General features: G+C 41.6%; 31 protein-coding genes. 30 read left to right on the top strand and 1 reads right to left on the bottom strand.

From position 1 onward, the window contains the following. The first annotated feature begins 1 nt into the window (after nt 1). The 5 genes from NKT06_RS11745 to NKT06_RS11765 all read left to right on the top strand — a co-directional run bounded on the left by NKT06_RS11745 (nt 2) and on the right by NKT06_RS11765 (nt 4377). Entirely contained in the window at nt 2-1024 is a 1023-nt protein-coding gene (locus NKT06_RS11745) for a Gfo/Idh/MocA family protein (RefSeq protein WP_253434006.1), read from the top strand. Nucleotides 1025-1273: 249 nt separating this feature from the next. Beyond that, nucleotides 1274-1714: a ribonuclease gene (locus tag NKT06_RS11750; protein ID WP_253434009.1), complete on the top strand. Its 441-nt coding sequence runs from the start codon at nt 1274-1276 to the stop codon at nt 1712-1714. Nucleotides 1715-1728: 14 nt separating this feature from the next. After that, nucleotides 1729-2004, top strand: coding sequence for a barstar family protein (locus NKT06_RS11755; protein ID WP_253434011.1), 276 nt, complete (start codon nt 1729-1731; stop codon nt 2002-2004). Between the two features lie 249 nt (nt 2005-2253). Further along, the gene (locus NKT06_RS11760) at nt 2254-3543 is read left to right on the top strand and encodes an MFS transporter (protein ID WP_253434013.1); all 1290 of its coding nucleotides are present in this window, start codon (nt 2254-2256) and stop codon (nt 3541-3543) included. A gap of 135 nt (nt 3544-3678) precedes the next feature. Then, on the top strand, nt 3679-4377 hold the full coding sequence (locus NKT06_RS11765) for an ArsR/SmtB family transcription factor (RefSeq protein WP_253434016.1): 699 nt from the start codon (nt 3679-3681) through the stop codon (nt 4375-4377). A gap of 215 nt (nt 4378-4592) precedes the next feature. Here NKT06_RS11765 and NKT06_RS11770 read toward each other — a convergent pair whose 3' ends face one another. Continuing rightward, nucleotides 4593-5159, bottom strand: coding sequence for a TraR/DksA C4-type zinc finger protein (locus NKT06_RS11770; RefSeq protein ID WP_253434019.1), 567 nt, complete (start codon nt 5157-5159; stop codon nt 4593-4595). A 201-nt stretch (nt 5160-5360) separates the two neighbouring features. Between NKT06_RS11770 and NKT06_RS11775 the strand changes: the two genes are divergently transcribed. From NKT06_RS11775 to NKT06_RS11895, 25 genes are all read left to right on the top strand, one after another. After that, complete coding sequence (locus NKT06_RS11775) at nt 5361-5738, top strand: DivIVA domain-containing protein (RefSeq protein WP_253434023.1); 378 nt, start codon at nt 5361-5363, stop codon at nt 5736-5738. Nucleotides 5739-5780: 42 nt separating this feature from the next. Further along, the gene (locus NKT06_RS11780; protein ID WP_149846528.1) at nt 5781-6215 is read left to right on the top strand and encodes an Rrf2 family transcriptional regulator; all 435 of its coding nucleotides are present in this window, start codon (nt 5781-5783) and stop codon (nt 6213-6215) included. Nucleotides 6216-6251: 36 nt separating this feature from the next. Next, on the top strand, nt 6252-6749 hold the full coding sequence (locus NKT06_RS11785; protein ID WP_253434026.1) for a metallophosphoesterase family protein: 498 nt from the start codon (nt 6252-6254) through the stop codon (nt 6747-6749). A gap of 348 nt (nt 6750-7097) precedes the next feature. Continuing rightward, the gene (locus tag NKT06_RS11790) at nt 7098-8012 is read left to right on the top strand and encodes a sugar phosphate isomerase/epimerase family protein (RefSeq protein ID WP_253442503.1); all 915 of its coding nucleotides are present in this window, start codon (nt 7098-7100) and stop codon (nt 8010-8012) included. Then, nucleotides 8009-9181: a Gfo/Idh/MocA family protein gene (locus tag NKT06_RS11795; protein ID WP_150367624.1), complete on the top strand. Its 1173-nt coding sequence runs from the start codon at nt 8009-8011 to the stop codon at nt 9179-9181. Before NKT06_RS11790 ends, NKT06_RS11795 begins: the two co-directional genes overlap by 4 nt. 247 nt (nt 9182-9428) lie before the next feature. Further along, nucleotides 9429-10526: a Gfo/Idh/MocA family protein gene (locus NKT06_RS11800; RefSeq protein ID WP_253434029.1), complete on the top strand. Its 1098-nt coding sequence runs from the start codon at nt 9429-9431 to the stop codon at nt 10524-10526. Between the two features lie 288 nt (nt 10527-10814). Next, entirely contained in the window at nt 10815-11501 is a 687-nt protein-coding gene (locus NKT06_RS11805) for a hypothetical protein (RefSeq protein ID WP_253434031.1), read from the top strand. A 200-nt stretch (nt 11502-11701) separates the two neighbouring features. Beyond that, nucleotides 11702-12013 (top strand): hypothetical protein, encoded by a 312-nt coding sequence (locus NKT06_RS11810; RefSeq protein ID WP_253434034.1) that lies wholly within the window; start codon nt 11702-11704, stop codon nt 12011-12013. Between the two features lie 399 nt (nt 12014-12412). Next, complete coding sequence (locus NKT06_RS11815) at nt 12413-12853, top strand: hypothetical protein (RefSeq protein ID WP_253434037.1); 441 nt, start codon at nt 12413-12415, stop codon at nt 12851-12853. A 608-nt stretch (nt 12854-13461) separates the two neighbouring features. After that, nucleotides 13462-13869, top strand: a complete 408-nt coding sequence (locus NKT06_RS11820; RefSeq protein WP_253434040.1) for a hypothetical protein — start codon at nt 13462-13464, stop codon at nt 13867-13869. A gap of 34 nt (nt 13870-13903) precedes the next feature. Further along, nucleotides 13904-14047: a hypothetical protein gene (locus NKT06_RS11825; protein ID WP_253434044.1), complete on the top strand. Its 144-nt coding sequence runs from the start codon at nt 13904-13906 to the stop codon at nt 14045-14047. 82 nt (nt 14048-14129) lie between these two features. Beyond that, complete coding sequence (locus NKT06_RS11830) at nt 14130-14687, top strand: AAA family ATPase (protein ID WP_253442505.1); 558 nt, start codon at nt 14130-14132, stop codon at nt 14685-14687. 156 nt (nt 14688-14843) lie between these two features. Continuing rightward, nucleotides 14844-15887, top strand: a complete 1044-nt coding sequence (locus NKT06_RS11835; RefSeq protein WP_253434046.1) for a serine hydrolase domain-containing protein — start codon at nt 14844-14846, stop codon at nt 15885-15887. Between the two features lie 146 nt (nt 15888-16033). Then, nucleotides 16034-16633 carry a GNAT family N-acetyltransferase gene (locus tag NKT06_RS11840; RefSeq protein ID WP_253434048.1) on the top strand — a complete coding sequence of 200 codons (600 nt, stop codon included), beginning with the start codon at nt 16034-16036 and terminating at the stop codon, nt 16631-16633. Nucleotides 16634-16810: 177 nt separating this feature from the next. Continuing rightward, entirely contained in the window at nt 16811-17365 is a 555-nt protein-coding gene (locus NKT06_RS11845) for a hypothetical protein (protein WP_253434050.1), read from the top strand. 285 nt (nt 17366-17650) lie between these two features. Continuing rightward, on the top strand, nt 17651-18277 hold the full coding sequence (locus NKT06_RS11850; protein WP_253434052.1) for a Type 1 glutamine amidotransferase-like domain-containing protein: 627 nt from the start codon (nt 17651-17653) through the stop codon (nt 18275-18277). 213 nt (nt 18278-18490) lie between these two features. Continuing rightward, nucleotides 18491-19249, top strand: a complete 759-nt coding sequence (locus NKT06_RS11855) for a nucleotidyltransferase domain-containing protein (protein ID WP_253434054.1) — start codon at nt 18491-18493, stop codon at nt 19247-19249. 273 nt (nt 19250-19522) lie between these two features. After that, nucleotides 19523-19846 (top strand): hypothetical protein, encoded by a 324-nt coding sequence (locus NKT06_RS11860; protein ID WP_253434056.1) that lies wholly within the window; start codon nt 19523-19525, stop codon nt 19844-19846. Between the two features lie 199 nt (nt 19847-20045). Then, entirely contained in the window at nt 20046-20546 is a 501-nt protein-coding gene (locus NKT06_RS11865; protein WP_253434058.1) for a DUF7674 family protein, read from the top strand. Nucleotides 20547-20631: 85 nt separating this feature from the next. Further along, nucleotides 20632-21033 (top strand): GNAT family N-acetyltransferase, encoded by a 402-nt coding sequence (locus NKT06_RS11870; RefSeq protein ID WP_253434060.1) that lies wholly within the window; start codon nt 20632-20634, stop codon nt 21031-21033. 120 nt (nt 21034-21153) lie between these two features. After that, nucleotides 21154-21555 (top strand): NUDIX hydrolase, encoded by a 402-nt coding sequence (locus tag NKT06_RS11875; RefSeq protein WP_301289893.1) that lies wholly within the window; start codon nt 21154-21156, stop codon nt 21553-21555. A 297-nt stretch (nt 21556-21852) separates the two neighbouring features. Then, nucleotides 21853-22380, top strand: coding sequence for a YfiT family bacillithiol transferase (locus NKT06_RS11880; RefSeq protein WP_253434063.1), 528 nt, complete (start codon nt 21853-21855; stop codon nt 22378-22380). 34 nt (nt 22381-22414) lie between these two features. Next, the gene (locus NKT06_RS11885) at nt 22415-22810 is read left to right on the top strand and encodes a VOC family protein (RefSeq protein WP_253434066.1); all 396 of its coding nucleotides are present in this window, start codon (nt 22415-22417) and stop codon (nt 22808-22810) included. A gap of 73 nt (nt 22811-22883) precedes the next feature. Next, on the top strand, nt 22884-23429 hold the full coding sequence (locus NKT06_RS11890) for a helicase (protein ID WP_253434069.1): 546 nt from the start codon (nt 22884-22886) through the stop codon (nt 23427-23429). 54 nt (nt 23430-23483) lie between these two features. Further along, nucleotides 23484-24137 (top strand): DUF4367 domain-containing protein, encoded by a 654-nt coding sequence (locus NKT06_RS11895; protein ID WP_253434072.1) that lies wholly within the window; start codon nt 23484-23486, stop codon nt 24135-24137. The last annotated feature ends 6 nt before the right edge of the window (nt 24138-24143 follow it).

The raw sequence follows: 24143 nt of genomic DNA on the forward strand, positions 1-24143 counted from the left end.
CATGAACAGACAGTTACAGTGGGGGGTACTCGGTACGTCAACCATTGCCAAAAATGCAGTCATTCCGGCGATCCAGCAGTCCGAACGTGGTGAGGTTTTGGCAATTGCCAGCCGCAGCAAAGAAAAGGCGGAAACCCTTGCCGAAGAACTCGGCATTGCCAGATCATATGGCAGTTATGAAGAGCTCATCGCTGATCCAGATATCGAAGCCGTCTATATTCCTTTGCCTAACCATATGCACAAAGAATGGACCATCAAAGCGGCACAGGCTGGCAAACACGTGTTGTGTGAGAAACCAGCTGCCCTGAATGCGGATGAATCAGCAGAAATGATTGAGGCGTGTGAGCAGCATGGTGTTCTTTTTGCTGAAGCGATTATGTATCGATATCATCCCAAGCATAGACGTGTGCAAGAGATTATAGCTAGTGGGGAGATTGGTATCGTCAGAGCCATCCATGGTAACTTTACGTGTAATACCGCTGATGACAAGGAGAATGTAAGGTTCAAAAGAGAGATGGGCGGCGGATCGTTATTTGATCTAGGCGTATATCCGATCTCGGCTGCCCGGATGTATCTGGGACAGGAACCGGAAGCGGTGACCGTACACGCTCTATTCTCGGAAGAGCATGATGGCGTCGATATGATGGCTTCGGGTCTGGTAGAATTTCCGAATTCGGTAGCCTTAACTTTTGACTGTGGCATGTGGGCTTCAGGACGAGCGGAGATGGAGATTCTCGGGACGGAAGGGCGGATTGAACTGCCAAAAGTGTTTGGCTGGGAGAACAGTGATATTCCACCTCAGATTATTGTACACACCGATTCGGTCAGCCGTGAGGAGCGTGTATCGGTGTCGAATTCCTATGTGCTTCAGGTAGAGACATTTGCAACGGCTGTTCTTGATGGAGCAGCTCTACCTTTCAGTCCGGAAAATACCATTCAAAACATGCGCGTGATTGATGCGTGCCTGGAATCCGCTCGAACTCGTCAACGTGTGCAACTGATCGATTATGTCAGGTCCTTTTAAATATACTAGAAAATGCAGACTCCATCTTCAGGGATGAGAGTCTTTTTTCTGTCTCAAAATGTTATAATTATAATATTTTACAATTTAAACACTCTAATTTGATATTTATACCAAATTGATGTGATATAAATAGTCATGAGATGACTTGTTTACTATAATCTAGCAGAACGTACAACCAGACAGTTACAGCTTACAGTACGTATATCGTGACAACGTTCATCTACTTTGAAGGATTGGGAGGCCGGATTGATGAAAAAGTTGATATCGACCGCTTTACTGGCATTCTTGTTAACGTTTGTTTTCTTCACAGGTTCACAGTTCACCCCAGCCCCACAGCAGAAAGCATCTGCTGCAACATGTACTATCATCAATACGTTTACCGGTGTGGCTAACTATTTGAGTGCAAACGGAACGTTGCCATGTAACTTTATTACCAAATCACAGGCCACAGGACTCGGCTGGGTAGCGTCACAAGGAAACTTGGCTGTAGTGGCTCCCGGGAAAAGCATCGGAGGAGACATATTTGGCAATCGGGAGGGGCTTCTGCCTTCGGCCAGCGGACGTACATGGCGCGAAGCGGATATTAACTATACTTCCGGCTTCCGTAATTCGGATCGGATTGTGTACTCCAATGATGGACTCATCTACAAAACGACAGATCACTATGCATCATTTACACGCATGAAATAGAGGAAGGAGCAGTCATGAACACCGTGATTCTGGATGGAGAAGACTTTGCCAGTAGCGCTGAACTTCATCAGCAATTAAAGGATAAGCTGAAGCTGCCGGATTTTTATGGCGGTAATCTCGACGCTCTGTGGGACTGCTTGACGGGTACGATTGAACTTCCACTAGAGCTAAAATGGACCAACTACGGAATCAGCGAAGACCGACTGGGGAATGAAGCAGGACGGGTACGCGATTTGATGTTGGAGGTACAGGCGGAACAGCCTGGATTTATATTGCGTGTTGAGAAGTAGCAGCAAATAAAGGCCATTCAAATACATTCAATCCAGCCGAGCAGACCACATGTGGTCTGTTTTTTTGTGGTTTAGGAGGTGTTCATAAATTCCTTGTGTTGATTGCGAAAACATTAGAAGGAGATTAAGAAAAAGTAACGAGTCTTACTCAACGTTAAAATTATTTTCACGGAAGTATTGATTTCTGCATAAGTTACGTTAAAATAAAATTAACATGAAAAATATTTTAACGTTAGGAAGTGGAAAGTCATGAACGATAACACAGCAGTTGGCAAGCAAGGTATAGGGGAATTAATACGAATCAGGCCTTATATGCAGTTTATGCTCAGTAAAGTTGTATCCCGATTTGGTGATTCCATTGATTCAATTGCATACAGCTGGATGGTGTACATTCTGACCGGTTCCAAAGTGCTGATGGGGACATTGCTGGCAGTGAATTTTTTGCCGAGTATCTTTCTGGGTCTGTTCGCCGGGGCTTTGGTAGATCGCATGTCTCTCAAAAGAGTAATCGTGATTACGAATACCGGCCGGGGGTTGTTCGTAGGGATTACAGCGCTGCTGTTTGGATTGGGTCAACTTGAAGTCTGGCATCTGTTTGTCATTACTATTCTAAATTCTTTGCTGGAGTGCTTCACTATTCCTGCCGAAGTGTCCAGTGTGCCTAGACTGCTTCCCCCATCGATGCTGCTTTCGGGTAATGCCATGTCTTCTTCCGCAACCCGAGTGGCCGAACTCGCAGGACTTGCAGTAGCTGGTGCACTCATTGCTTCAATAGGCATTGCCTGGACGATCCTGATTGATGCGGGTTTGTTTGCGCTAAGTGCTTTAATGATGAGCCGAGTTGACTACCCTAAAGCTTCAACATCTGCTAACAATGGAAATAAGACATTATCTGAACTGGATTCTGTTTCAACCGATAAACGTAGTATATTCTCCGAAATGGCGGAAGCTTTTTATTTTCTCCGTAAACATGCCTTATTATTGATCGTCTCCATGTTGTTTGCCTTCGTTAATTTCTGCCTGATGCCGTTCAATGTTCTTCGTACGCCCTATGTCATTGAAACGTTGCATGCTGGTGCCGGGGGATTAAGTCTGCTCAGTGGGCTGATGGTAGGAGGCATGGTGCTTGGTGGGGTGTGGATGGCGCAAAGGGGTGCCAATTATCGTAAAAGTGTTCTGGTCATCAGCGGTGTTGTTATGTTGGGTCTCAGTTATGCGATGACGGCACTTCCGGCTTATATGACGTCCTTCCAACTGCCTGTTGCAGCAGTCTTTTGTCTTCTGATGGGAATGGGTATACCACTGGCTACGACCCCTCTGGCTACGTATCTGATGGAGGTTACCCCTTCCGAGATGCTAGGCAGAGTGTATGCTCTTCAGAGTATGCTCGTCGTGAGTGTCGCACCACTTGGAAGCCTGGTTTCGGGAGCACTTGCAGATTGGATGAGCATGCCTGTTCTGTTTATCGTTTTTGGTATTATGCTTGCCATGTCCGCAGGTATGCTGTTATTTAGCAAAAGCTTTCGGAGTGCGATGTGAAGGATATTTAGAAAGAGACATGATCTGATTTTGTGATAACGTGTCATCGCCGGCTTGTTTTGACCGAAGTCCTGACGCAGCGGTATAATAGAGATATCGATGGACAACAGGTACCCCGGAAATGAGGCTACAGGGATGCAGCACAAAGTTCTTTCAACAATTGAAGAAATTAAGATCTACTCCGATCCGTATCGGATACAGATTATGAATATGTTTAACAAGCAAGGCAGACCATCCACTGTCAAAGAGATTGCCGATCAGATGGGTGAGGTGCCCGCCAAAGTGCACTATCATGTGAAAAAACTGGAGAAAATCGGTCTGCTGACCATCGTTTCTACGCGTGAGATTAATGGGATTATAGCAAAGTATTACGAACCGTTTACGGGAGAGATCCATCTTCGCCATGAAGATGAAGATAAGGAAAACTCCCCATTGAAACAGGTATTTCGGTCCGAAACGCTCAAGTTATTGAATGAAATGTTCGAACAAAGTCGTCAGCGATTCATGCATCAGGCGGAAACCGAAAATCGGATGTTTCTCTCGGATATTACGTTGTATGCTACTCGAGACGAGGTAGAGGAATTATATAAGAACATTATAAAACTCTGTGAACCCTATACAACGAAAGAGAATCACCGAGGGGAAGATGAGGTCTTTCAGTTATTCTCTGCCCTCTCTAAACCTATAGTGAAAATACCTGCTTCTAAGACAGATGCAAAAGAGAAAAAGAAAGCTACGTCTGGTAAGGGTGAATCAACTCCGAAAAAGTCCCGATCTCGATCTGTTTCTAAGCGGCAGGAATCTGCATCATCTGATCTTGAATCAGAAGAATAAACGGACGGCATACATGTGTTCAGTGTTAACTATAACTTGAATACAAGTAAAAGGCTTAGGTGCTAGACATGTTGGAGATAACAAGAAAAAGCCGCCATAGGCGGCTTTTTAATGCGTGATAAGAGGGAATAACGGTCGTGTGTTGTGCATTGTATTGCATTAATTCCAACATGAATTTCAATGACGACGCATAACCGTTTCAGTTCAATATCACATTACATGTTCTCATCATAGTCTTTTACATCACGTTTGGCAGCGGTTGCGGGTGAATTGGAAGTACCGTATTCTTCGACCGCTTCCCAAGCATCTGCGTTGTCGAACTTGCCGGCGTTCTGCTGTCTTCCTTCGCCAGCACCACTCGGGGGCATGGTCATCACTTCTTCTTCTACGGGCCGATCATTGCTGATCTCCCGATTAGGCGTGTCATCAATACAGTAGGCGGTATATGGGATAGCTTCAAGTCGTTCGAAGGGAATATCTTTTCCGCACGTTACACAGGTTCCGTATGTACCTTGCTCCATACGTTCCAATGCGTCGTTCACTTGATTGAATTCGTCTGTTAATGTATCGTCGATCGCCAGATCACGGCTGCGTTCAAATGTTTCCGTACCAGCATCCGCAGGATGATTATCATAGGAGGACAGCTCACCGGTTGAATCTTTCAGCGACTGAGCCGGAGCACCGTCTTCCATGCTGGATTCAAAATGACGCTGCAAGTTTTCACGTTGTTCCAAAAGGGCCTTTTTCAGTTCTTGGTGTTGATCTTTGGTTAATGTACTCATAAAAACACGCTCCTTTTCCCGTTGTGGGGTGTAGTGAGTCTTTACCCGAAATGGATGAAAAGCAATCATTTTTGTGAGGAATAGGGCCGTAGCGTTTTATATCTGACGAATTATGTGTTATAAAAAATAGAGAGAGAAAATGCCGCATGTTCTTCACTGGGTAAAGGGACCACGGCTTGGCTTATAATGGAGGTTGTCAATATGGATGAACATATGAAACGAAGATTGGATAAACAGAAACAATTGTTCAAACAATTGGGAGTGCAGCTAGATGCGTTATCGATTCATGAAAAACAATTCAATTATAAACTTCGTGGTTATGATCCGGATGAGGTAGATGCTTATCTTGACTTGGTCATCAAAGATTACGAACGTTTTTATGCCAATATTGCAGATCTGATGGACAAATGGCAAGAACAGCAGTTAACGATTCGAGATCTCAAGTCGTCCGCGAAACCGGTGGAAGATCCAACCAAGATTGATCGCAAACAGCTGGATGATATTGTGAAACAACTGGAATATAGTGTGCGACAACTCAAGATCAGAGCACGTCCCGAGAAGGATCTGTTCTCTGAATAAAACCAGCATGACTAGGATTATATTAAATAAAGGTGGTTAATCATGAGTACTCATTTTTCGGTCAGTGTGCATTGTTTGTTGTTATTGTCACTCAGCGCGCCTGAACGAATCACGTCTGCACATATTGCAGGTAGCGTGAATACCAACCCTGTCGTCGTCAGACGTATACTGGGCGGGCTGAAAAAGGCAGGATTAGTGAACTCTTCTCCTGGAACAAGAGGCTTCTACTTAGCGAAGCCATCAAGTGAAATCACATTAGACATGATCTATCAGGCTGCGAAGGACGAAGGTCCATTGTTCCCGATTCACGGCAATTGTAACCCGGATTGTGAAGTGGGCTTGCATATAGACAGCCTGTTGACCAATCTGTATCAGGTTGCTGAGTCCAAAGTGGAGCAGTTCTTCGCATCCATAACCCTTGAAGATATGGAACGTTCCAGTTCCCAGATGTTAGCTGTCCCATCGCAGTCAGAGTAGATTGTAGTCAGAGGTAAAGGAAAGGTGGGTTGTTATATGAAAATTGTAGTCATCTCCGACACGCATTTATCACGTAAATCACGGAAGTTACCGGCTAGGCTCGTTGATGTACTTGCGAGTGCCGATCTCATTCTTCATGCGGGTGACTGGTCGGATTGGAGCGTATATCCATTGCTTAGCGAGTATGCGCCTGTTGAAGGGGTAGCTGGTAATACGGACCCGTCCGAAATCGCTGAAAAACTGGGGTATTCCCGCATTGTTGAAGTGGAAGGACTTCGTCTGGGTCTTGTGCACGGTCATCTCGGGTCAAAGGGTACGGAGCAGAATGCAATTCATACCTTTGCAGGCCAGCATGTGGATGCTGTGATCTACGGACACTCACACATCCCGGTGATGCACACTGTTGACAACACGCTGGTATTTAATCCGGGGTCGCCTACGGATAAACGTTTTCAGAAGCAATACTCATTTGGTATCATGACAATAGAGCAAGGTAAGATACAGGCTGAACACGTGTTCTTTGATCGGGATTAGTCAAATTTGTTCGGATTGTAAATTGGACGAGTACGAAAGTCAGAAACAGAACCGGAATCTGCTACTGAAGTTGCGATTGGATAATGGATAGGAACCTTTTCCTAGAATTTCACCTGATATAGTTATTGTACAAGGCATCTTTGAACAGAATTGAATTCTGTTCCAGGGATGTCTTTTTGATATGAGATCTTATCATTCTCTGGAGAAGTTATCTCTGAATGGGGAATATGCTCTGTTCGTTATCTGTCATTCATCTGTTGGCGTTTTCCCCTATGGTGACGTTCAGTGGAGTGATACAATGCCTTTACGACATAAAATGAATACGTTTACATAAGGAGATGGAGCATGATGAAACTGTCTGTATTCACTGTGGCTACCCCTGATCTGAATGCAGAGGAATTGGCATCGGCTGCGGCAGCAGCGGGGATTGATGGTATTGAGTGGAGATTCCGTGGAATTCCTGAAGAGGCAATGTCCGAAGAGCCGTCTTATTGGAGAAATAATCGATGCTCGGTAGATCCGGGCCGTTGGGAGGAACAAGTTCCTGTTTTTCGTGAAGCAGCGTTAGGGCAAGGTCGGAAATCCATTGCACTTGTGCCGTATCTGAACTGTGGAGATATAGCTGCCACCGAGCAGGCGTTTCAGGCTGCGGTTGGGTTAGGAGCTTCAATGATGCGTGTGGGTGTTCCTGGATATGATCGCAAGACCCGTTATCCTGAGTTGTATCGTAAAGCCGTTGATTACCTGAGTGAAGTACAGGATTTGGCCAAACAGTACAACATCAAGGCAATTGTAGAGACGCATCACCAGACGATTGCACCGACGGCATCGCTGGCCTATCGGCTTGTGCAATCGTTCGACCCGCAGCATGTGGGTGTGTTGTACGATCCAGGCAATATGGTGCATGAAGGATATGAGAATCATCGGATGGGACTTGAGTTGTTAGGCCCTTACCTGGCTCATGTGCATGTGAAGAATGCCGGGTGGTTTGAAGCAGAAGGGAAAGATTCGCAAAAGGCTAATGTAACTGAGAAGAGCAGCGGATTGGCTCTGAATACAGCCTGGAGATGTCAATGGACCCCTCTGACTGAAGGCATGGTCGATTGGGTACAGATGGTGCGGGATCTTCGTGCTGTCGGGTATGACGGATACTATGGAATAGAGGACTTTAGTGGTGCCTTGGAATCCAAGGCGATGTTACAGCATTTTGCAGACGTTTTCGCCGAAATTGAGCGTCGTGTGGACGAGGAGGAGCAGTCATGAGTATCGTACGAGTAGCGGTGATTGGTATTGGAAACATGGGAGCAGCACATGCCAGAACGTTGGTGGCTGGAGAAGTACCCGGTGCAGAGCTGGTCGCCGTATGTGATGTAAGAAGAGAGATGGAGAGCTGGGTATCCAGTCACCTTCCGGCAACGGTCACCTATTGGCAGGATGCAGAGCAGATGATGGCTTCGGGTACGATTGATGCAGTCATTATTGCAACGCCGCACTATGACCATCCGGAACAGGCCATTCAGGCTTTCCAGCATGGCTTGCATGTCATGATCGAGAAGCCAGCCGGTGTGTATACGAAACAGGTACGCAAGATGAATGAAGCGGCCGCAGCCAGCGGTAAAGTTTTTTCCATGATGTACAACCAGCGGACCAACCCACTCTACATTAAGCTGAGAGACTTAATCGCTTCGGGAGAACTGGGCGAGGTACGCCGTACCAATTGGATTATTACGAACTGGTACCGATCCCAAAGTTACTATGATTCCGGCGGCTGGCGTGCAACTTGGGCAGGAGAAGGTGGCGGTGTACTGATTAACCAGGACCCGCATCAACTGGATCTGTGGCAGTGGACCATCGGCATGATGCCGGTACGAATGCGTGCTTTTTGTTCGTTTGGCAAGTATCGGAACATTGAAGTGGAAGATGATGTAACGGCTTATGTGGAGTATGAAAATGGAGCAACAGGTGTCTTTGTAACGACTACTGGCGAAGCACCGGGTACGAACCGATTCGAGGTCAACGGAGACCGAGGTAAAATCGTGATCGAAGACGGAAAACTTACGTTCTGGCGACTTCGGGAATCTGAGCCTGAATTCAATCAGCGGTTTACCGGAGGTTTTGGACAGCCAGAATGCTGGAAGTGTGAGGTTCCTATTACAGGTGTGGAAACGGGGCATCCCGGTCTGATTCGTAACTGGGTAGATGCCATTCGTACAGGCGCACCACTCATTGCTCCCGGTGAAGATGGTATACACGGATTAACATTATCCAACGCTATGCTGCTGTCCACCTGGACGGATAACTGGGTGGATCTGCCGATCGATGAGGATCTGTTCTATGAGCATCTGCAGGAACGCATTGCTGGTTCCACGACGAAGAAAGACAAGGCATTCAGTGGCAGTCAACCTGCTGATCTGAGTCAGACGTTTAAATGAAGACGATTTGTTATATAAGTTGAACTAATCATTTACACGTAACGGAGAGGACAGAAAAAACCTGGAAAAGCGAAGCGTTCGCCTTTATCCCCGGATTTTCCCCTTTGGAAAAGGGAATCAAAAAATCTGGGGATAACAGCGATTGGAAGGTTATTCTGTCATCGTAGTGTCTGTGTGAATAATCTCTAGTTCAGCTTATATAGACGAGTTCATTGTAATCAACATTTTATAAAAAGGATGGGATAACATGGCTAAAGACGGAATGTTTTATGCACCAAAAAGTGTAACAAAAGAGGTCGTATGTGGTCCGGGTGAGTTCACTATTGCTGCTGTTGCGCTGGATCATGGACACATCTACGGCATGGTTGGGGGATTGTTGGAGGCTGGAGCTACCCTCAAGTGGGTATATGATCCGGACCCGGCGAAGGTAGAGGCATTTCGGAAGCAGTTCCCACAGGCTCAAGTCGCTGGATCTGAAGCCGAAGTGCTCGCCGATGATGAAGTGTTATTGGTGGCAAGTGCAGCGATCACTTCAGATCGTGCGCCGCTTGGTATGAGAGTTCTGGCCGCAGGCAAGGATTATTTTACAGACAAAGCCCCATTTACCACGCTGGAGCAATTAAAGCTTGCACGAGAAGAAGTGAAGCGAACGGGCAAAAAGTACATGGTGTATTACAGTGAACGACTGCATGTAGAAAGTGCGATCTATGCGGGGCAGCTCATTGAACAGGGGGCAATCGGCAAAGTAGTGCAAGTTATGGGTACAGGCCCGCATCGCTTAAATGCCGGAGGAAGACCCGACTGGTTCTTCAAGCATGAGCAGTATGGAGGTATTCTCTGTGATATCGGGAGTCACCAGATCGAACAATTTCTGACGTTTGCCTCATGTACGGACGCTGAGGTAGGGTTCAGTCGTGTGCATAACTTCAATCACCCACAGTTCCCGGAATTGGAAGACTTCGGCGAAGCTTCTCTGATCGGGGACAACGGAGCGTCCGGTTACTTCCGAGTGGACTGGTTCACACCGGATGGTCTTGGCACATGGGGCGATGGGCGTACAGTTATTCTGGGAACGGACGGTTATATCGAGTTGCGGAAGTATATCGATGTAGCGAGAGAACCGGAAGGAGATCAGGTCTATCTGGTAAACCATGAAGGCGAGTTTAGGTACAGTGTGAAGGGCAAAGTCGGTTATCCGTTCTTCGGCCAGCTCATTCGCGATTGCCTTGATCGCACCGAGACAGCCATGACGCAAGAACATGCATTCAAAGCGGCAGAACTATGTCTGATTGCACAGCATAAAGCGATGAGCGAGCGCGTGGTGTGGAGTAGCGGAGCGAAATAAATGTTTTAGGTGAAGGAGAGCAAAGGTTGATCACTATAGGTTATCCGTAAATCTTCTTTTGTTGAGTGAAGAAAGAGCAGCCCAAATGTTAAACTGCATCCAACAGGTTAGTCTTTTCTAACGAATGGAGCAGTTCGCCCTGGGGCTGCTTTTTTAAGTATGTTCGTGACTTCGCAGATGGATTAATCTGGGTTATATTATATGTAGTTCGGATATTGTTTGAAAAGAGAGGTATTCACGAAGTTCGTAGATATGATGTTATCAGAAAGACTATGAGGGAGGAAGAAAATGAAGCTTTTTCGTGGAGAAGAAGCCTTAATTCAAGAAATTGATACTTTACAACCTTCAATCTGTACGCCTCTTGGAACAATTGAATTTTTACTTTCTGTCTCTAACGAATGTTATTTTCCCACTGACTGCTTTCGACTCAAGCAGGGTGGATTCTTCTACCAATATCAGTATGAATCCTTTGATTGTGAGTTAGTAATCTGTAAGCCGAAGCTCGATTTTGCTTCACAACAGGCAGTAGAAGAATGCTGGGGAGCGGTATTTAGAATCAAACCCAATATAAATTATTCGATCAGTACCTGTAGATTTTCTGCTTTTTGGCAAGAGGGATACAATTGGGAAGATTACGGATCTAACACAGGGGAAGATCTTGAAGCCATTGAATATGAGAATGAAAACTATCGATTACATTTAGGCACTCAGGATGCACCATTGTTAATAGCAAGAAGAGATCAAGGCGATATGATCCCTAAATCTTTATGTTTAAATACTGATTTTGAGAAGTACGGTTTTATTATAAGTTCAGATAAGGGCATTGAAGTACCGATGACACCAATTGATGCTGAAGAAACATGTCAAATACACTTTGTAATAGCTTGGAATAGAAATATAGAAGAAGACGTTTCTACGTGGCTAGCTGTAGATCTAACTTCGAAACAAATATTAAAGAGAGAAGAAATTTGGTAAGCATTTTCGAAGCGGACATAGTCCATCTGATAACATAATATTCACGCATCGGGCATACGCCCTCGGTCCGGCAGCAGAATTTCGAGGAAGCAGAAGCAGCCGGACATATCCGACATGCGTCGGACGTCGTGAATATAGGTACGTTATAGGAAATTAGCAGGAACCCTTAATAAAAACTTAAAGAAGGTATAAAACAAATTATGGAGCAAATCAGTGATGACGCTTGTTTGGCTTATCGTATATATCCAGAGCCACATGGAACAAACTATTTACAGAATGATTTAATGACGACAAAGCAAGTTGAACAATTATTTGATTTTTGTCAGATTCTCGAAGCGATTATATACGATGTAGGTTGGGATTTCTTGATCCAGCAGTACGGATATACAGGGCTATATGAAATCAACAACAAAAGCGGATGGTTTGATTGCTCCTATCTCGAAGAGTACAAGTCTTATATAGAAGCTTATCGAAATGACATGAAGAGAATTGAAAAAAGGAATCAAACTTAGATAAGTGATGATGTATCAAAAGCATTTTAATACTGAAAACATAAATAAAAGTGAGCGTATTCGATGAAGATGCTGACATCCTATAACATAATATTCACGCTGCGGGCATACGCCCTTGATCCGGCATTCGCCGGATACCCGACATACGTCGGGTCGTGAATACAGGAACGTTATACGCAACACCTTAAGAATGACAAATAATAAAACTAGGTGAAAGAATACATTTACAACGTAGCAGTTGAAAACCAGGATGAACGGAATATTAGAAGGTGTACCATATAACAATAAATTTCCACATCGTTAGCTATGCTCCTTGGTCATCAAGAGGAATACCAGAGAAGCGGATTCATAATAAAGTGCAAACTAAAAAATATTTCTATTTGCGAAAGAGAGGATCAAATGAATTATCATTTTGGTTTTTCATGGAAGGGTCTGATAATCTTTTTATTGCCAATGATACCAAATATATTTTATTTTTTAATTCCTGCGTCAGATATATCAGGAAACAATGCAAATAGCCATTTGATTTTAGATGTTTTGGAGCACGGAAGTCAGGCGATATTTTTCTTTCTTCTGATATTTGTTGTAAGAAAACAAGCATCTGAAATGCGATGTCCGTATATAATTGGTATGGCAATAATGTTGATTTTTTATTATGGGCTATGGATATTGTATTTTACAGGCAACGCAAACTCGATTATTTTTTTGGGGATGGCCGTTCTCCCGGTAGTATATTTTATATTAGCTGAGATTTGGCTTCAAAATTATCTGGCTATTATACCAACAGTACTTTTTGGTATTGTGCATGTCATTAATACATATTTGTCTATTGCGAATTAAAGGGAGGACAACAATCCTCTTAAATTTGGATTGTGCGTTCAGCGTGTATTCTATATCAAGGATTAAGTCCCGAATGGTGAGGGTAGAAGTAAGCCATAGCTTAAGGCAGAGGTGTCCAACGTGAGCAGGAATCTGAATGAAGCCATCGGCAAATCTCCGGTCCGAGGAACACGAGCCTCTTATAAGGCTAGCGTTCTTTGGATAAAGTTACTACACAAACAAAAGTTGATACTGCTGAAGGCGTACGAGAGTAAATGAGGGGATGTTTCCTATGCGGAAACGGATTTGATAGGAGCAAAAGATAGAACTAAAAGATAAAATACGTAAAGACATATTAAATACATAAAACACACAAGACATATAAAGGATGTGGAATCGAAGAAGAAGGGGCAGCGTATAACAATACATTTTTGCTTCGTCGCTGACGCTCCTCGGTCTTCAAGAGGGATTTCGGAGAAGTGGAATCAGGCGACACATCCAACCGGCTAAGTGGCAAAGCCACCCGAACCTCCGGTCCTTAAGCCGTTTGGACGTCAGAAATGCGCAACGTTATATGCAATCCCGGAGATCTAAGTTCCAATTGAGGATGAATGTATTAGGAGGGAAGGATGATGAATAGTGATATGGCATCATGGCAAGAACTGAAAATAGATTATGAAATTAATCAAATATTTCCCAACATATCAACTAGACTAGAAGATATTGAACGTATCCCTACGGGGCTTGGAACAAAAATACTCACTATCCTTATTGAATGGGCTTGCCAGCCACAAAATACCCACCCAATTGAAATAGCGAGGAAAAAGATTAAAACAATTCCTTCTGATTGGCTAATAGAACATCTTCCTGATGTAGCTAAAACGGCAATTTGTCTTGACGATGAATGGGCGTATCGTAGATTGTTAGAGCTACTTTCAGAGGCAATTCCAAAATTACTAGATTGGGGAATTGAATTGGGAATTAATTCTAAAAATGAAGAAATTAAAGAGGCAGCAAATGACTATAAGGAAAAATAACAGTTTTGTAGAGTGCAATGAAATGAGAATGTAGATGTGGGTTGAAGAGGTCGGTGCAGCATATACATCATATCCACGCATCGGACCTGACGGTCCTCTGTTCACCCGAGGGAGTTCAGAGAAGTGGGGTTCAGGCGAACAACACTGCGAACCTAACCGCATCGCGGTCGGCAGCTGAAGCTACCTTAAGGTTCTCGGGCTCGTGAATACAGAACGTTATAAGAAATTGGCGCAAGATATTAAAAAAAGGGGTGATTACTATTAAGTTCATACTGATATTTGGCCCACAGGCTGTTGGGAAGATGACGGTTGGTCATGAATTAACGAAAATAACGGAATTGAAATTGTTTCACAATCACATGTCTATCGAGCTGTTTCATCCCTTTTTTGGTTTTGGTACTGAAACTTGGAGGTTATCAAGTATCGTAAGAAGAGAGCTTTTTGAATCTTTCGCAAGCAGCAACCAGTATGGACTTATTTTCACTTACGTTTGGGGGTTTGATCTTCAGGAGGACTGGGAATTCGTCAAGCAAACATGTAACATGTTTGAATCGAAAGGAGCAGAAATTTATTTTGTTGAATTAGAGTCAAATATAGAAGAAAGATTAAAACGAAATACAACGGCGTTTAGACTTGATCAAAAACCAACAAAAAGAAATATTGAACATTCTGAAATGGACTTAATCAAAACGATGGAAAAACATAGACTCAATTCAAATGATGGAGAAATTACTAGAGAGAATTATCTGAGAATCAATAATACAAATTTAAGTGCAGATGAAGTTGCAAGATTAATTAAAGATGGATTTAATTTATAGTATGTGTGAGTAAGTCAAGAAGGCACCAACATCTGTATAACACCATATTCAAGCATCGGCTACGTTTTGGTCCAATGATGGGGATTGGTAGAGTAGTGATTCATATGACAACTTGCTACGCAAGTTCTTGAACACAAAACGTTAGGTGAAAGCTCGATGATCGTTTCCTTCAGAAACGTTATTATTCCCGAAAGTGGTGATTTGGTGAATGAATTAACAATCGAGATAAATGATTATTTAGAGAATAAATACCAGAGAGAAGAATTTAGCGGTGCTGTTCTGGTTTCCAAGAACAACAGAATATTATTTAATGCTGGAGTTGGGATAGCAAATAGAGAACATCAAATTAAGTGTACAACCGAAACTAGATTTCGTATTGGTTCGATAACCAAACAATTTACTTCAATGGCCATTATGATTCTTTTTGAGAGAGGTTTACTTAGCGAGAGTGATAGACTAGCCAAGTTCTTTCCTCATTGTCCCTACAGTGAAAGTGTAACTATCCATCATCTTTTAACTCATACATCAGGAATCCCTAATATTACTCAACTCCAAGATTTCAAAAAAATAATGAAGGAATATACTCCGTTACTTATAAGTACAGAGTTAATAATGAAACTCCCGTTAGATTTTCAGCCTGGCACTCAATTTAAATATTCGAATTCTGGTTATTTACTGTTGGCTTACTTAATTGAAATGGTAACAGGGCAGTCCTATGAAGAATTTTTGAAAGAGAATATATTCCGCCCTTTATCTATGAATTGTTCAGGACCGGATAAATATAAGGAGATTATATTACAAAGAGCGTCCGGGTATGAGTTCGATCATAAAAATGGCATTGTTAATTCTGATTTTATTGATATGTCCATTGCATCAGGTGGGGGAGATCTCTTATCGACCACAGAAGATTTGTACAAATGGGAAATTGCACTATCTTTAAACCAATTAGTTTCAAATAAACGAATGCAGCGTCTGTTTACTGATTATGGATTTGGTTATGGATACGGTTGGTTTGTTAAAGAAGAACTATTTAATAATAAAGCTAGTAAGAGTGTTTACCACGGAGGTGGAATTGTAGGCTTTAAAAATAGAATAACCAGGTATCTGGATGAACAAGTATGTATTATTGTTTTGAATAATCCCTCGACCACAGATGTAGACGATGTTACTAATAACATCGCTAATTTAATATTTCAGTAAATTTAAGAACGTGTGGGTATCTCAAATCGGAATCGCCTAACAATATTTTCACGCATCGGTCATACGCCCTCGGTCCGGCAGGGGGATTGGGAGCAACCGGACAACCCTGACTGGCTAACATCCTTAACCCGGAGGCTGTACGCTCTTTGATAGACGGACTGAATGACCGTAAAATTCCGGGTGTGACGACGGAAAAAAAATTGGCGGAGTATTTTGCCGAAGAATATGTTTTGAGCAAGGGTACAACTATTCATACAACCATGCGCCAATGTATATATGAACTTACAACAGTAAACCCGGACATTCCAAGGATCGGTACCGTTCGGCTGCTGGATAAAAAGGATCTTCACTTCTTTCCCTACTGGGCTGAAGCTTTTTCTGCGGCGTCAAGTTATGGTAAAACAGAAATGTTCATACCGCAAGAGGCAGAGCCCTATCTCTACCGGATCGCATCAAAAAAACTCTATGTTTTAGAGGACGACAAAGGGATGCCTGTTTCCATGGCCGGATTTACGAGGGCGATGCAAACGGCTATCGGCGTGGCGTTTGTCTATACGCCTCCCTATGAGCGCGGAAAGGGCTACGCGACTTCGATCGTGGCACACATTAGCCAACTTGCATTGGAGAAAGGATTTACTAAGTGCGTTTTATATACAGACTTAGAAAATCCCACATCAAATAGCATTTATCGAAAGATAGGCTATATGCCAATTTGTGATTCACTTCAACTAGAATTTGAATACTAGAATGATGTGGATATGACTTCTAACAAGGTGAAATGAGAGCATCATATTAAGTAAAGATACAGCGGCGATATCAATTTAGTTAGCTTTGTATGATGCCGACCCATTTCCTCCAGGTTACATTGTTACAATCAGAAATGGCCTCATTAAAGCACTGAAGCGAAAGGAATATATATATACATGAACAATTCCCTTCTGAAACTTCGAAAGATATTTATCTTGATAATCGTGATTATAGATATAATTTGGTTATTTTCATTTATCATCAATTATGATATTACTATATTCAAAAAAAGTAACTTTGTAATTCCTATCGTGCTACACATCATTTTATTTTTTTGGTTAGGGTATAGAAGCAAAGGAAGAAAGCTAATTTTGTTTGTTATTTTGATTATTTTTTCTTCTCTTCTTTTGATTAAGCATTCATTTGCTCCAGTATTTGATCCATACAGCTACGAACATCTTCATATCCCTGGCCCTGGACATTATAGTGAAGTTATAGTTGAACATCAAGCTAATCTGCTGGATCAAGGCATTACACAGTATCGTGTCTACCAAACGAAGTTTTGGGGTTTATTCTTAACGGAGTTAACAACTAAGGAAGTTGTGATAGAAGAACCACATGACTTATATCTTTCCCAAGAAGATATTTTTGATTACTCTGCTCCAGAATGGACGAGCGGGACAGTTAGCTTTGATACCTATAAAGGAAAACTTACTCTCAAGCTCAAATGACTGAACATAAAACCCAAAATATTCATAATTTGATTTACTTCAAGAAGGTGCTATGGAAAGGCATTAGGATAGGGATCTAAGGGCTATTTTAAATGAGAACTCAAAGAAGCGCTCCGACATCACTTAACATAATATTCATGCTGCGGACAGTCGTCCTTTGTACGGCATTTGCCGGACACTCAGCATACGCCGAGTCCTGAATACAGGAACGTTAGCAGAAACCAAGGGATTACTTAATCCAATTATAAAGATTAGATAAACTATTTTTTAAGGACGGGGATTTCTATGAGTAGATTGTTACTAACCTCTTGTGGTTCTTATACTGAAGAAATTAAAAATCAATTTCTGGAGTTTTTTGATGGAGATATTTCTCAATTAAAAGTCTCAATTATTACAACAGCATCCCCTAAAAAAGAAACTAATAGATATGCACAAAGAGCATTACAAGAGTTTAAGGACATGGGATTTCAACATATCAATTTTGTAGATATAGAATTTGATGACCCACAAATTCTCTTACATAGAGATGTTATATATATCAATGGTGGAAATCCATTTACATTATTGTATTACGCGAAGAAAAGTGGTGCTGATGAAATTATCAGAACACTGGCCGCACAGAATGTAACAATAGTTGGAGTAAGTGCAGGAACGTTATTACTGGGGCCGAATATTAACATTGTGGATTTCTTTACTCCGCAGATGAACACCATGAATTTAACGGATTTTAAGGCATTAGGTGTAACCGACAAGCTTATTTTTCCTCACTATGATCGAGAGGATATATTTAAAGATCGTACTAATAAAACAATTGAAGAGAGAATAGCAGAATTTGAATCTAATGAGGACTGTAAGGTGACAAGGCTTAAAGATGAAGAATATATCTCAATCTTAATAAACCAAGCACATTGAAAGTAGCTTGAAGAAGCCCCTGAGTTTTGCTAACAACGTATTCAAGCTGCGGGGCTACGCCTCTTTGTCTGCCAGAGGGATTTCGAGGAAGGAGTATCCAGTAGACAACTCCTGTGAGGTTAAGTCTTCGACTCGGTCGCTCCTTCAATCCTCTCGGGTTTGTGAATACAACAACGTTTGCCGAAAGATATTCTTAGTTTAGGAGGAGTCTATATGATATTAGAAAAAGTTATCAATAGAATTACCATACAAAGTGAATATAAGGATTTGGTTGATAAGTATATAGATCGTATCCTTAACGAATTCAAAGATAAGATTCATAGCATTTATATGTGTGGCTCGATTCCAAAAGGAACAGCTACACCTTTTAAGTCAGATGCAGACTTTACTATTGTATGTGCAAATCCCCAAGATATTGATTACGAAAGATTGTCAAATATCAAAGACAGGCTTTTGGAAGAATATCCATTCGTCACTAAGATGGATACGATCATTTGCTCGATTGATGATGTATTAAGTAGACCGAATGATTGGGGTTTTTGGATTAAGATCATTTGTGTTTGCATACATGGGGAGGACATTGGTGAAAAAGTACCCCCGATCATAATTTCTCCAGAATTCATTTTAGACTTAAATACAGATACCAAGGAGGAAGTAGATCGTGTACATCGATCACTTTCTAATGTTAGTGATCACGCAATGAAAACTAGATATATTAAAGGTTACTCTAAGAGATTAATTCGTGCATTATACTCTTTGGTTTTAGAAGATACAGGGGTATGGGAAGATGAAATCATTAAGATGAAGAATGCCATATTAAACTATTGTGAGATTGACTCCGCTTTAGTTGAGTATCTGTATGCTTGTTACTTGGATAGCGATGTATCTGTTGAAGATTTTCTGGAAATCGCAGATGAAGTATATAGCTATTTTGAGAACGCCTTAAATACAATGACTACTTCCAGAAATTAATTTGGATTACAATATATTGAAGAGTTTTAGAATGTAATTCAATGATGCTGGCAACAGCGGATAACATTGTTTTCACCCATCGTACCTATACTGTCCTTCGGTCGCCAGAAGGTAAGGAACCAGGAAGCGGTGTCAGGCGATCAACCCTGCACTGGCAAAGTGGCGGAGCCACTCGGCCTAACCGCGTAAGCCAGTGAGGCGTCGTGAATGCACGAACGTTATGCGAAAGGCCAGAAGAACGTATAAACCATGAAAATTTATAGGATGAAATAAATGAATAAGAAGACATATCTTGTAAATATAGCTTATCTAATTGACTTAACTGACGAAGAATATAAAGAAATCGATGGGGATTTGACTCCTGTACTAGAAAATGAAATTACAATAAGGAGAGATTTGAAATTACATTGGGAGAGCAGTTCCTCTGTATATCTCGATCCAGAAGCAATGAATTGCGGAAGATGCGCAAAATGTAATTCATGGGCAACTGATAGAGAAAAGCCAAATCATATTGATGAACTCAATAACGGAGCTGTTGTTGAAGGGCAATTACTTTGTGATGAGTGTTTGCCAGAGGAGCATAGATGGGCCTTCTAAAAATGGATAATGGTTAGTAATTCGCAGAAGTCTGATACATCTCACTCTTCGAGTCATTCGGAGCTCGGTCCGGCCAAAGTAAGATGAGGATTCGGAGAAGTATTTGGTAGCTGCAGGGAAGCGGAATCAGCCGTACACATCCGCACCGACTAAGCGCATCACGCCCAGCGACTTCGTCTCTTAAAGTCGGTGGGACGTCGTGAATACAAGAACATTAGCAAAAACCTCTGTTAAGAACTGTGTTAAAGAACAGAATCAAATACAAAAAAATTCAGACTTGCGTCATCGTAATTCAAAGACAGTTTATACAGAGGAGTGGGGATTCATGATTAAAAAATCGGAGGAATTTTTAAAGATGATGTTAAATTTCTTCCCTTCCACTAGTACTGATTATAAAAAATCAATTGAGAATCACGGTATGGTATTAGAAACTGTCATAATTGAGGGAATATTCATGCCGGAGATTATTAAGTTATTAAGCGAGAATAGAAATAACAAGCTTCTAGAAAGTATTTTTGATTATTTTGAAGAAGTATCTAATTGCAAAGATGATCACTTAATTAATAGCATTTTTTCAGTTACAGTATTGGAAATATTGGGTAACGACGAAAAGATTCTTCGGGCTGCACAAGAGTATATGGGACCTAAAACCATGCAACTTCAATTAGAGGCTGATATAGGATTAGGTAGGATTAGATAGAAGCTGATCAACGTGGTGAGACATCGTGGATATAAGAACGGTTGTCTAATAATCTTAAACAAAACACAAGCATAGGAGCAATATAATGACAATCATGTTCAAAGAAATAAAAGACATTGATACACAGGCAATTCAAGAACTGTTTCATTCGGTGGACTGGAAATCAGGAGATTTCCCAGAAGATCTTAGACAAGCAATAAACAACTCGCATGCGGTTATTACTGCATGGGATGATACCAAATTAGTTGGTTTAATAAATGCATTGTCTGACGGCGTGATGACAGTATATTTTCATTACATGTTAGTACACAAAGATTACCAATCATTAGGAATTGGAAAGAGAATGATGGAACAAGTGCTTAGTCGATATTCTAATATCAAAACAAAAGTGCTTATATCCTATGATAGTGCAGAAAAGTTCTATGGATTATTTGGATTTAAGCCAGAAAAAGGAACTAAAGCCATGTTTATTTCAGATATGGTATAGCATTTTGTGAGTTTATCAAAGAAGTTGGGATCATCAGATAACAACACTTTCACTTCTAGGGATTTAGCTATAGCAATTAGAAAAAGAGTGGATATATAAACCAACATAGGAGGAACTAATATGAAATTTATCGTTTCTGCAAGTGTAATCGTTCTCAATGAACATAATGAGATTTTACTCATGAAAGGTCGAAGAGGCTGGGAAATGCCTCAAGGTTGTGTTGAAGAAGGAGAGACTATAAGGCAGGCAGCAGTCCGAGAAGTGAAAGAGGAAACAGGGATTGACATTGAGTTAATGAAATTTTGTGGTTTGTATCAGAACATAACGCGCGGCGTATGCAACAATATATTTACTGGAAAATCGATTGGTGGAGCTTTAACTACCAGTGATGAAAGTGAAGAGGTGGGCTACTTTACTTTAGAAGAAGCTCAACAAATGATCACATGGGGGAATTTCTATGAAAGAATTCAGAATGCATTAGATGAGCAAAGCCATCCATTTTTGATTGAATTTTCAGAATAAGGTCACTCATTATAGTAGACTCTTTCTTATAGTCGCTCCTCTCTTGGTTGGTGATGCTCCGGACAACACCATTCTACCCAATATTAGGGCGATTTTTATATGATTGTACCTCTGTAACTCAGGCTTAATTGCGCTAGCTTTCTTATTAGGATACAGATATAAGAGTAGTTTAATATAAGGAGCAGCCCGAAAACGAGGTTGCTTCTTTTTTTGCTTTTACACTTCGCAAATGGAACATTGTGAGTTATATTGGATATGATTTGGTTCTATAGTAGAGAAATGGAGAAGTGGTCAACTTTGGATGAAAATGTACGCTTTCCGATAGGACACTTTGAGCCAAGTTTTAACTTCTCTAATGCAGACCGAATTCACATTATAGATCAAATTCCCGGAATTACGAAGACCTTAAGAGAGATTACACAACATCTCAATGATGATCAACTTTGTACTCCTTATCGTGATGGCGGTTGGACAATCACACAGATTGTGCACCACCTTGCGGACAATGACATGAACGCTTATATCAGATTTAAGAGAGCATTAACTGAAGATGAACCGATGGCAAGCTCATATCGAGAGGATTTATGGGCATCATTACATGATTACAGGAGTATGCCCCTCGAAGATTCAATTTTGCTGATGGAGATACTACACAACCGATTTCTCACGCTGTTGTATAGTTTACATCCCGATCAGTTTAGACGAAAACTCCGAACAGAAGTGTTAGGTACAATTACATTGGATATCGCGATTCAAAGATTTGTATGGCACGGGCAGCATCATATTGCTCAAATAAAATCTTGTATATTATCACAGAGGTGGTAGGGTCTTATACATGTCTCAAGTATGGAGGTAACATATGGGAAATGGAAGGATTTTGGGTATTGCCTACAACGTGATACCAGTCAGAGATCTTGATGTGTCAGCCACCTGGTTTGTAAAACATTTTGGATTTAACATTCGCCACCAACGCGAAGGATATTTGAGTTTATTTCGGGGGAATCGACCAATTTTGGACTTGATCCAAAGCGATCATGAAACACGAGCGACATTTGAAGTGCATCAGAAAAAGAGATGGGTCATTACATTTTTTACCGATGACATTGGTTCTTTACATAACTATTTAACATCAGAGAATGTGAAAGTAGGAGCTGTTAGTGATGAGGGACAGTATGGGAAGTTTTTTGTGTTAGAAGATCTGGACGGTAACTTATTTGATGTGTGGGAACACCATGATTGTGAATTGAATTTCTAATGAGGAGCCTTGGTCAACTGCTATCATTTACCTAGGATTTGTATGTAAACGGATTCAGAACTAGATTAGGGGGATGCGGAGGTTGATTGAAGATGAGAAAATATACCCTGACTGTTCAGTTGAAATAAGAACGGTAGACATTGGCGGCTTAACAAAGCCACAGCTTATTCAGAAACTGGACCAATACTCTATTTCATTGAATAAATATGGAGAACAGTTGTTACATGATGAAAGATTTATAGTTTCCAGTACAAAGAAAAGCTTGCAAACGGTTGAGTTAACCGTCAGACAACTTGGATTTTCGGATGGTGCTACGACTTTTGAACTGTTTCGAAGGGCAAATGATCTAGGGTTGGAATGTTGTCCGGTTGAGTTAGGACCTTATCTAAGACTGCAATATTTGGATCAGCCCGAGATAGGTTCTACCAACATTTCAGAGGAGAAAAAAGCTCCGTCCGGCTCCCTTACCATAGCATCTGAAGTCCTTACGGAGGATATTGATTTTCCAAAAGGTTTTTATCTCAGACGAATAAACGACAAGTTATGGTTACGAGGATATCTTGCGGACCATTTACATATTTGGAGTCCTCATGATCGCTTTATCTTCTGCAGGGCTTAGCTTCTATTGTATGAAGATCGAAAGGAATTTTGAAAGAAAAGGAGTGAAAGACCAATGGATATCAAAAACAAAAGCGGAGATGTGCTTGGAAAGATTCAAATTGAATCCTTACGCAATGATAATGCGATTGACCGAATCGTCTTTGACTTAAAGCCTGGTGACGGGAAGGCGATATACAACGCAGATGCTCCAGAGAACCAATTCACGCAACAGACCAATTATGCAGCCATCCCATGGGAAGACGGTTTGGAACAATTGCAGAAACATTATTCTCCATGGCAACCGAAATTTCCGATTGATTCTGATATCGATGCTATTCATGTATTTTATGGATTTGATAATTTAACTCCGCAAGAAATCGATGAAATGATTGAAGAAAGTAACAGGACAGGCAGAAATGTAGTGATACGAGATTTGAAGCCAAATAAGAGGGTTGTGGGCATCAGAATCACGTATCAAGAATACGGGGGTTATAAACTTAATATTTTCGGGACAACAAAGAGCCGGATCGCATTGCCTGATCATGATGGTATTACGGTTAAGCAAGTAGCCATACGTGGCGTCCAAGCATTTTTTATTGTCAATAACGAAACTTCCCAATTGATATGGATCGAAGAGGATGTGCAGGGGAAGGCGCTGCAATACGAGATCATTGGTAGAAACATGTCAGAAGATCTTGTGATGAAGATTGCGAATTTAATGAACTGATAATTT

Source organism: Paenibacillus sp. 1781tsa1, assembly GCF_024159265.1.
Taxonomy (GTDB): Bacteria; Bacillota; Bacilli; order Paenibacillales; family Paenibacillaceae; genus Paenibacillus.

Coding starts and splice junctions, on each gene's coding strand:
- NKT06_RS11745 (WP_253434006.1), top strand. CDS start 2: ATGAACAGACAGTTACAGTGGGGGGTACTCGGTACGTCAACCATTGCC.
- NKT06_RS11750 (WP_253434009.1), top strand. CDS start 1,274: ATGAAAAAGTTGATATCGACCGCTTTACTGGCATTCTTGTTAACGTTT.
- NKT06_RS11755 (WP_253434011.1), top strand. CDS start 1,729: ATGAACACCGTGATTCTGGATGGAGAAGACTTTGCCAGTAGCGCTGAA.
- NKT06_RS11760 (WP_253434013.1), top strand. CDS start 2,254: ATGAACGATAACACAGCAGTTGGCAAGCAAGGTATAGGGGAATTAATA.
- NKT06_RS11765 (WP_253434016.1), top strand. CDS start 3,679: ATGCAGCACAAAGTTCTTTCAACAATTGAAGAAATTAAGATCTACTCC.
- NKT06_RS11770 (WP_253434019.1), bottom strand. CDS start 5,159: ATGAGTACATTAACCAAAGATCAACACCAAGAACTGAAAAAGGCCCTT.
- NKT06_RS11775 (WP_253434023.1), top strand. CDS start 5,361: ATGGATGAACATATGAAACGAAGATTGGATAAACAGAAACAATTGTTC.
- NKT06_RS11780 (WP_149846528.1), top strand. CDS start 5,781: ATGAGTACTCATTTTTCGGTCAGTGTGCATTGTTTGTTGTTATTGTCA.
- NKT06_RS11785 (WP_253434026.1), top strand. CDS start 6,252: ATGAAAATTGTAGTCATCTCCGACACGCATTTATCACGTAAATCACGG.
- NKT06_RS11790 (WP_253442503.1), top strand. CDS start 7,098: ATGAAACTGTCTGTATTCACTGTGGCTACCCCTGATCTGAATGCAGAG.
- NKT06_RS11795 (WP_150367624.1), top strand. CDS start 8,009: ATGAGTATCGTACGAGTAGCGGTGATTGGTATTGGAAACATGGGAGCA.
- NKT06_RS11800 (WP_253434029.1), top strand. CDS start 9,429: ATGGCTAAAGACGGAATGTTTTATGCACCAAAAAGTGTAACAAAAGAG.
- NKT06_RS11805 (WP_253434031.1), top strand. CDS start 10,815: ATGAAGCTTTTTCGTGGAGAAGAAGCCTTAATTCAAGAAATTGATACT.
- NKT06_RS11810 (WP_253434034.1), top strand. CDS start 11,702: ATGGAGCAAATCAGTGATGACGCTTGTTTGGCTTATCGTATATATCCA.
- NKT06_RS11815 (WP_253434037.1), top strand. CDS start 12,413: ATGAATTATCATTTTGGTTTTTCATGGAAGGGTCTGATAATCTTTTTA.
- NKT06_RS11820 (WP_253434040.1), top strand. CDS start 13,462: ATGATGAATAGTGATATGGCATCATGGCAAGAACTGAAAATAGATTAT.
- NKT06_RS11825 (WP_253434044.1), top strand. CDS start 13,904: ATGTGGGTTGAAGAGGTCGGTGCAGCATATACATCATATCCACGCATC.
- NKT06_RS11835 (WP_253434046.1), top strand. CDS start 14,844: ATGATCGTTTCCTTCAGAAACGTTATTATTCCCGAAAGTGGTGATTTG.
- NKT06_RS11845 (WP_253434050.1), top strand. CDS start 16,811: ATGAACAATTCCCTTCTGAAACTTCGAAAGATATTTATCTTGATAATC.
- NKT06_RS11850 (WP_253434052.1), top strand. CDS start 17,651: ATGAGTAGATTGTTACTAACCTCTTGTGGTTCTTATACTGAAGAAATT.
- NKT06_RS11855 (WP_253434054.1), top strand. CDS start 18,491: ATGATATTAGAAAAAGTTATCAATAGAATTACCATACAAAGTGAATAT.
- NKT06_RS11860 (WP_253434056.1), top strand. CDS start 19,523: ATGAATAAGAAGACATATCTTGTAAATATAGCTTATCTAATTGACTTA.
- NKT06_RS11870 (WP_253434060.1), top strand. CDS start 20,632: ATGACAATCATGTTCAAAGAAATAAAAGACATTGATACACAGGCAATT.
- NKT06_RS11875 (WP_301289893.1), top strand. CDS start 21,154: ATGAAATTTATCGTTTCTGCAAGTGTAATCGTTCTCAATGAACATAAT.
- NKT06_RS11885 (WP_253434066.1), top strand. CDS start 22,415: ATGGGAAATGGAAGGATTTTGGGTATTGCCTACAACGTGATACCAGTC.
- NKT06_RS11890 (WP_253434069.1), top strand. CDS start 22,884: ATGCGGAGGTTGATTGAAGATGAGAAAATATACCCTGACTGTTCAGTT.
- NKT06_RS11895 (WP_253434072.1), top strand. CDS start 23,484: ATGGATATCAAAAACAAAAGCGGAGATGTGCTTGGAAAGATTCAAATT.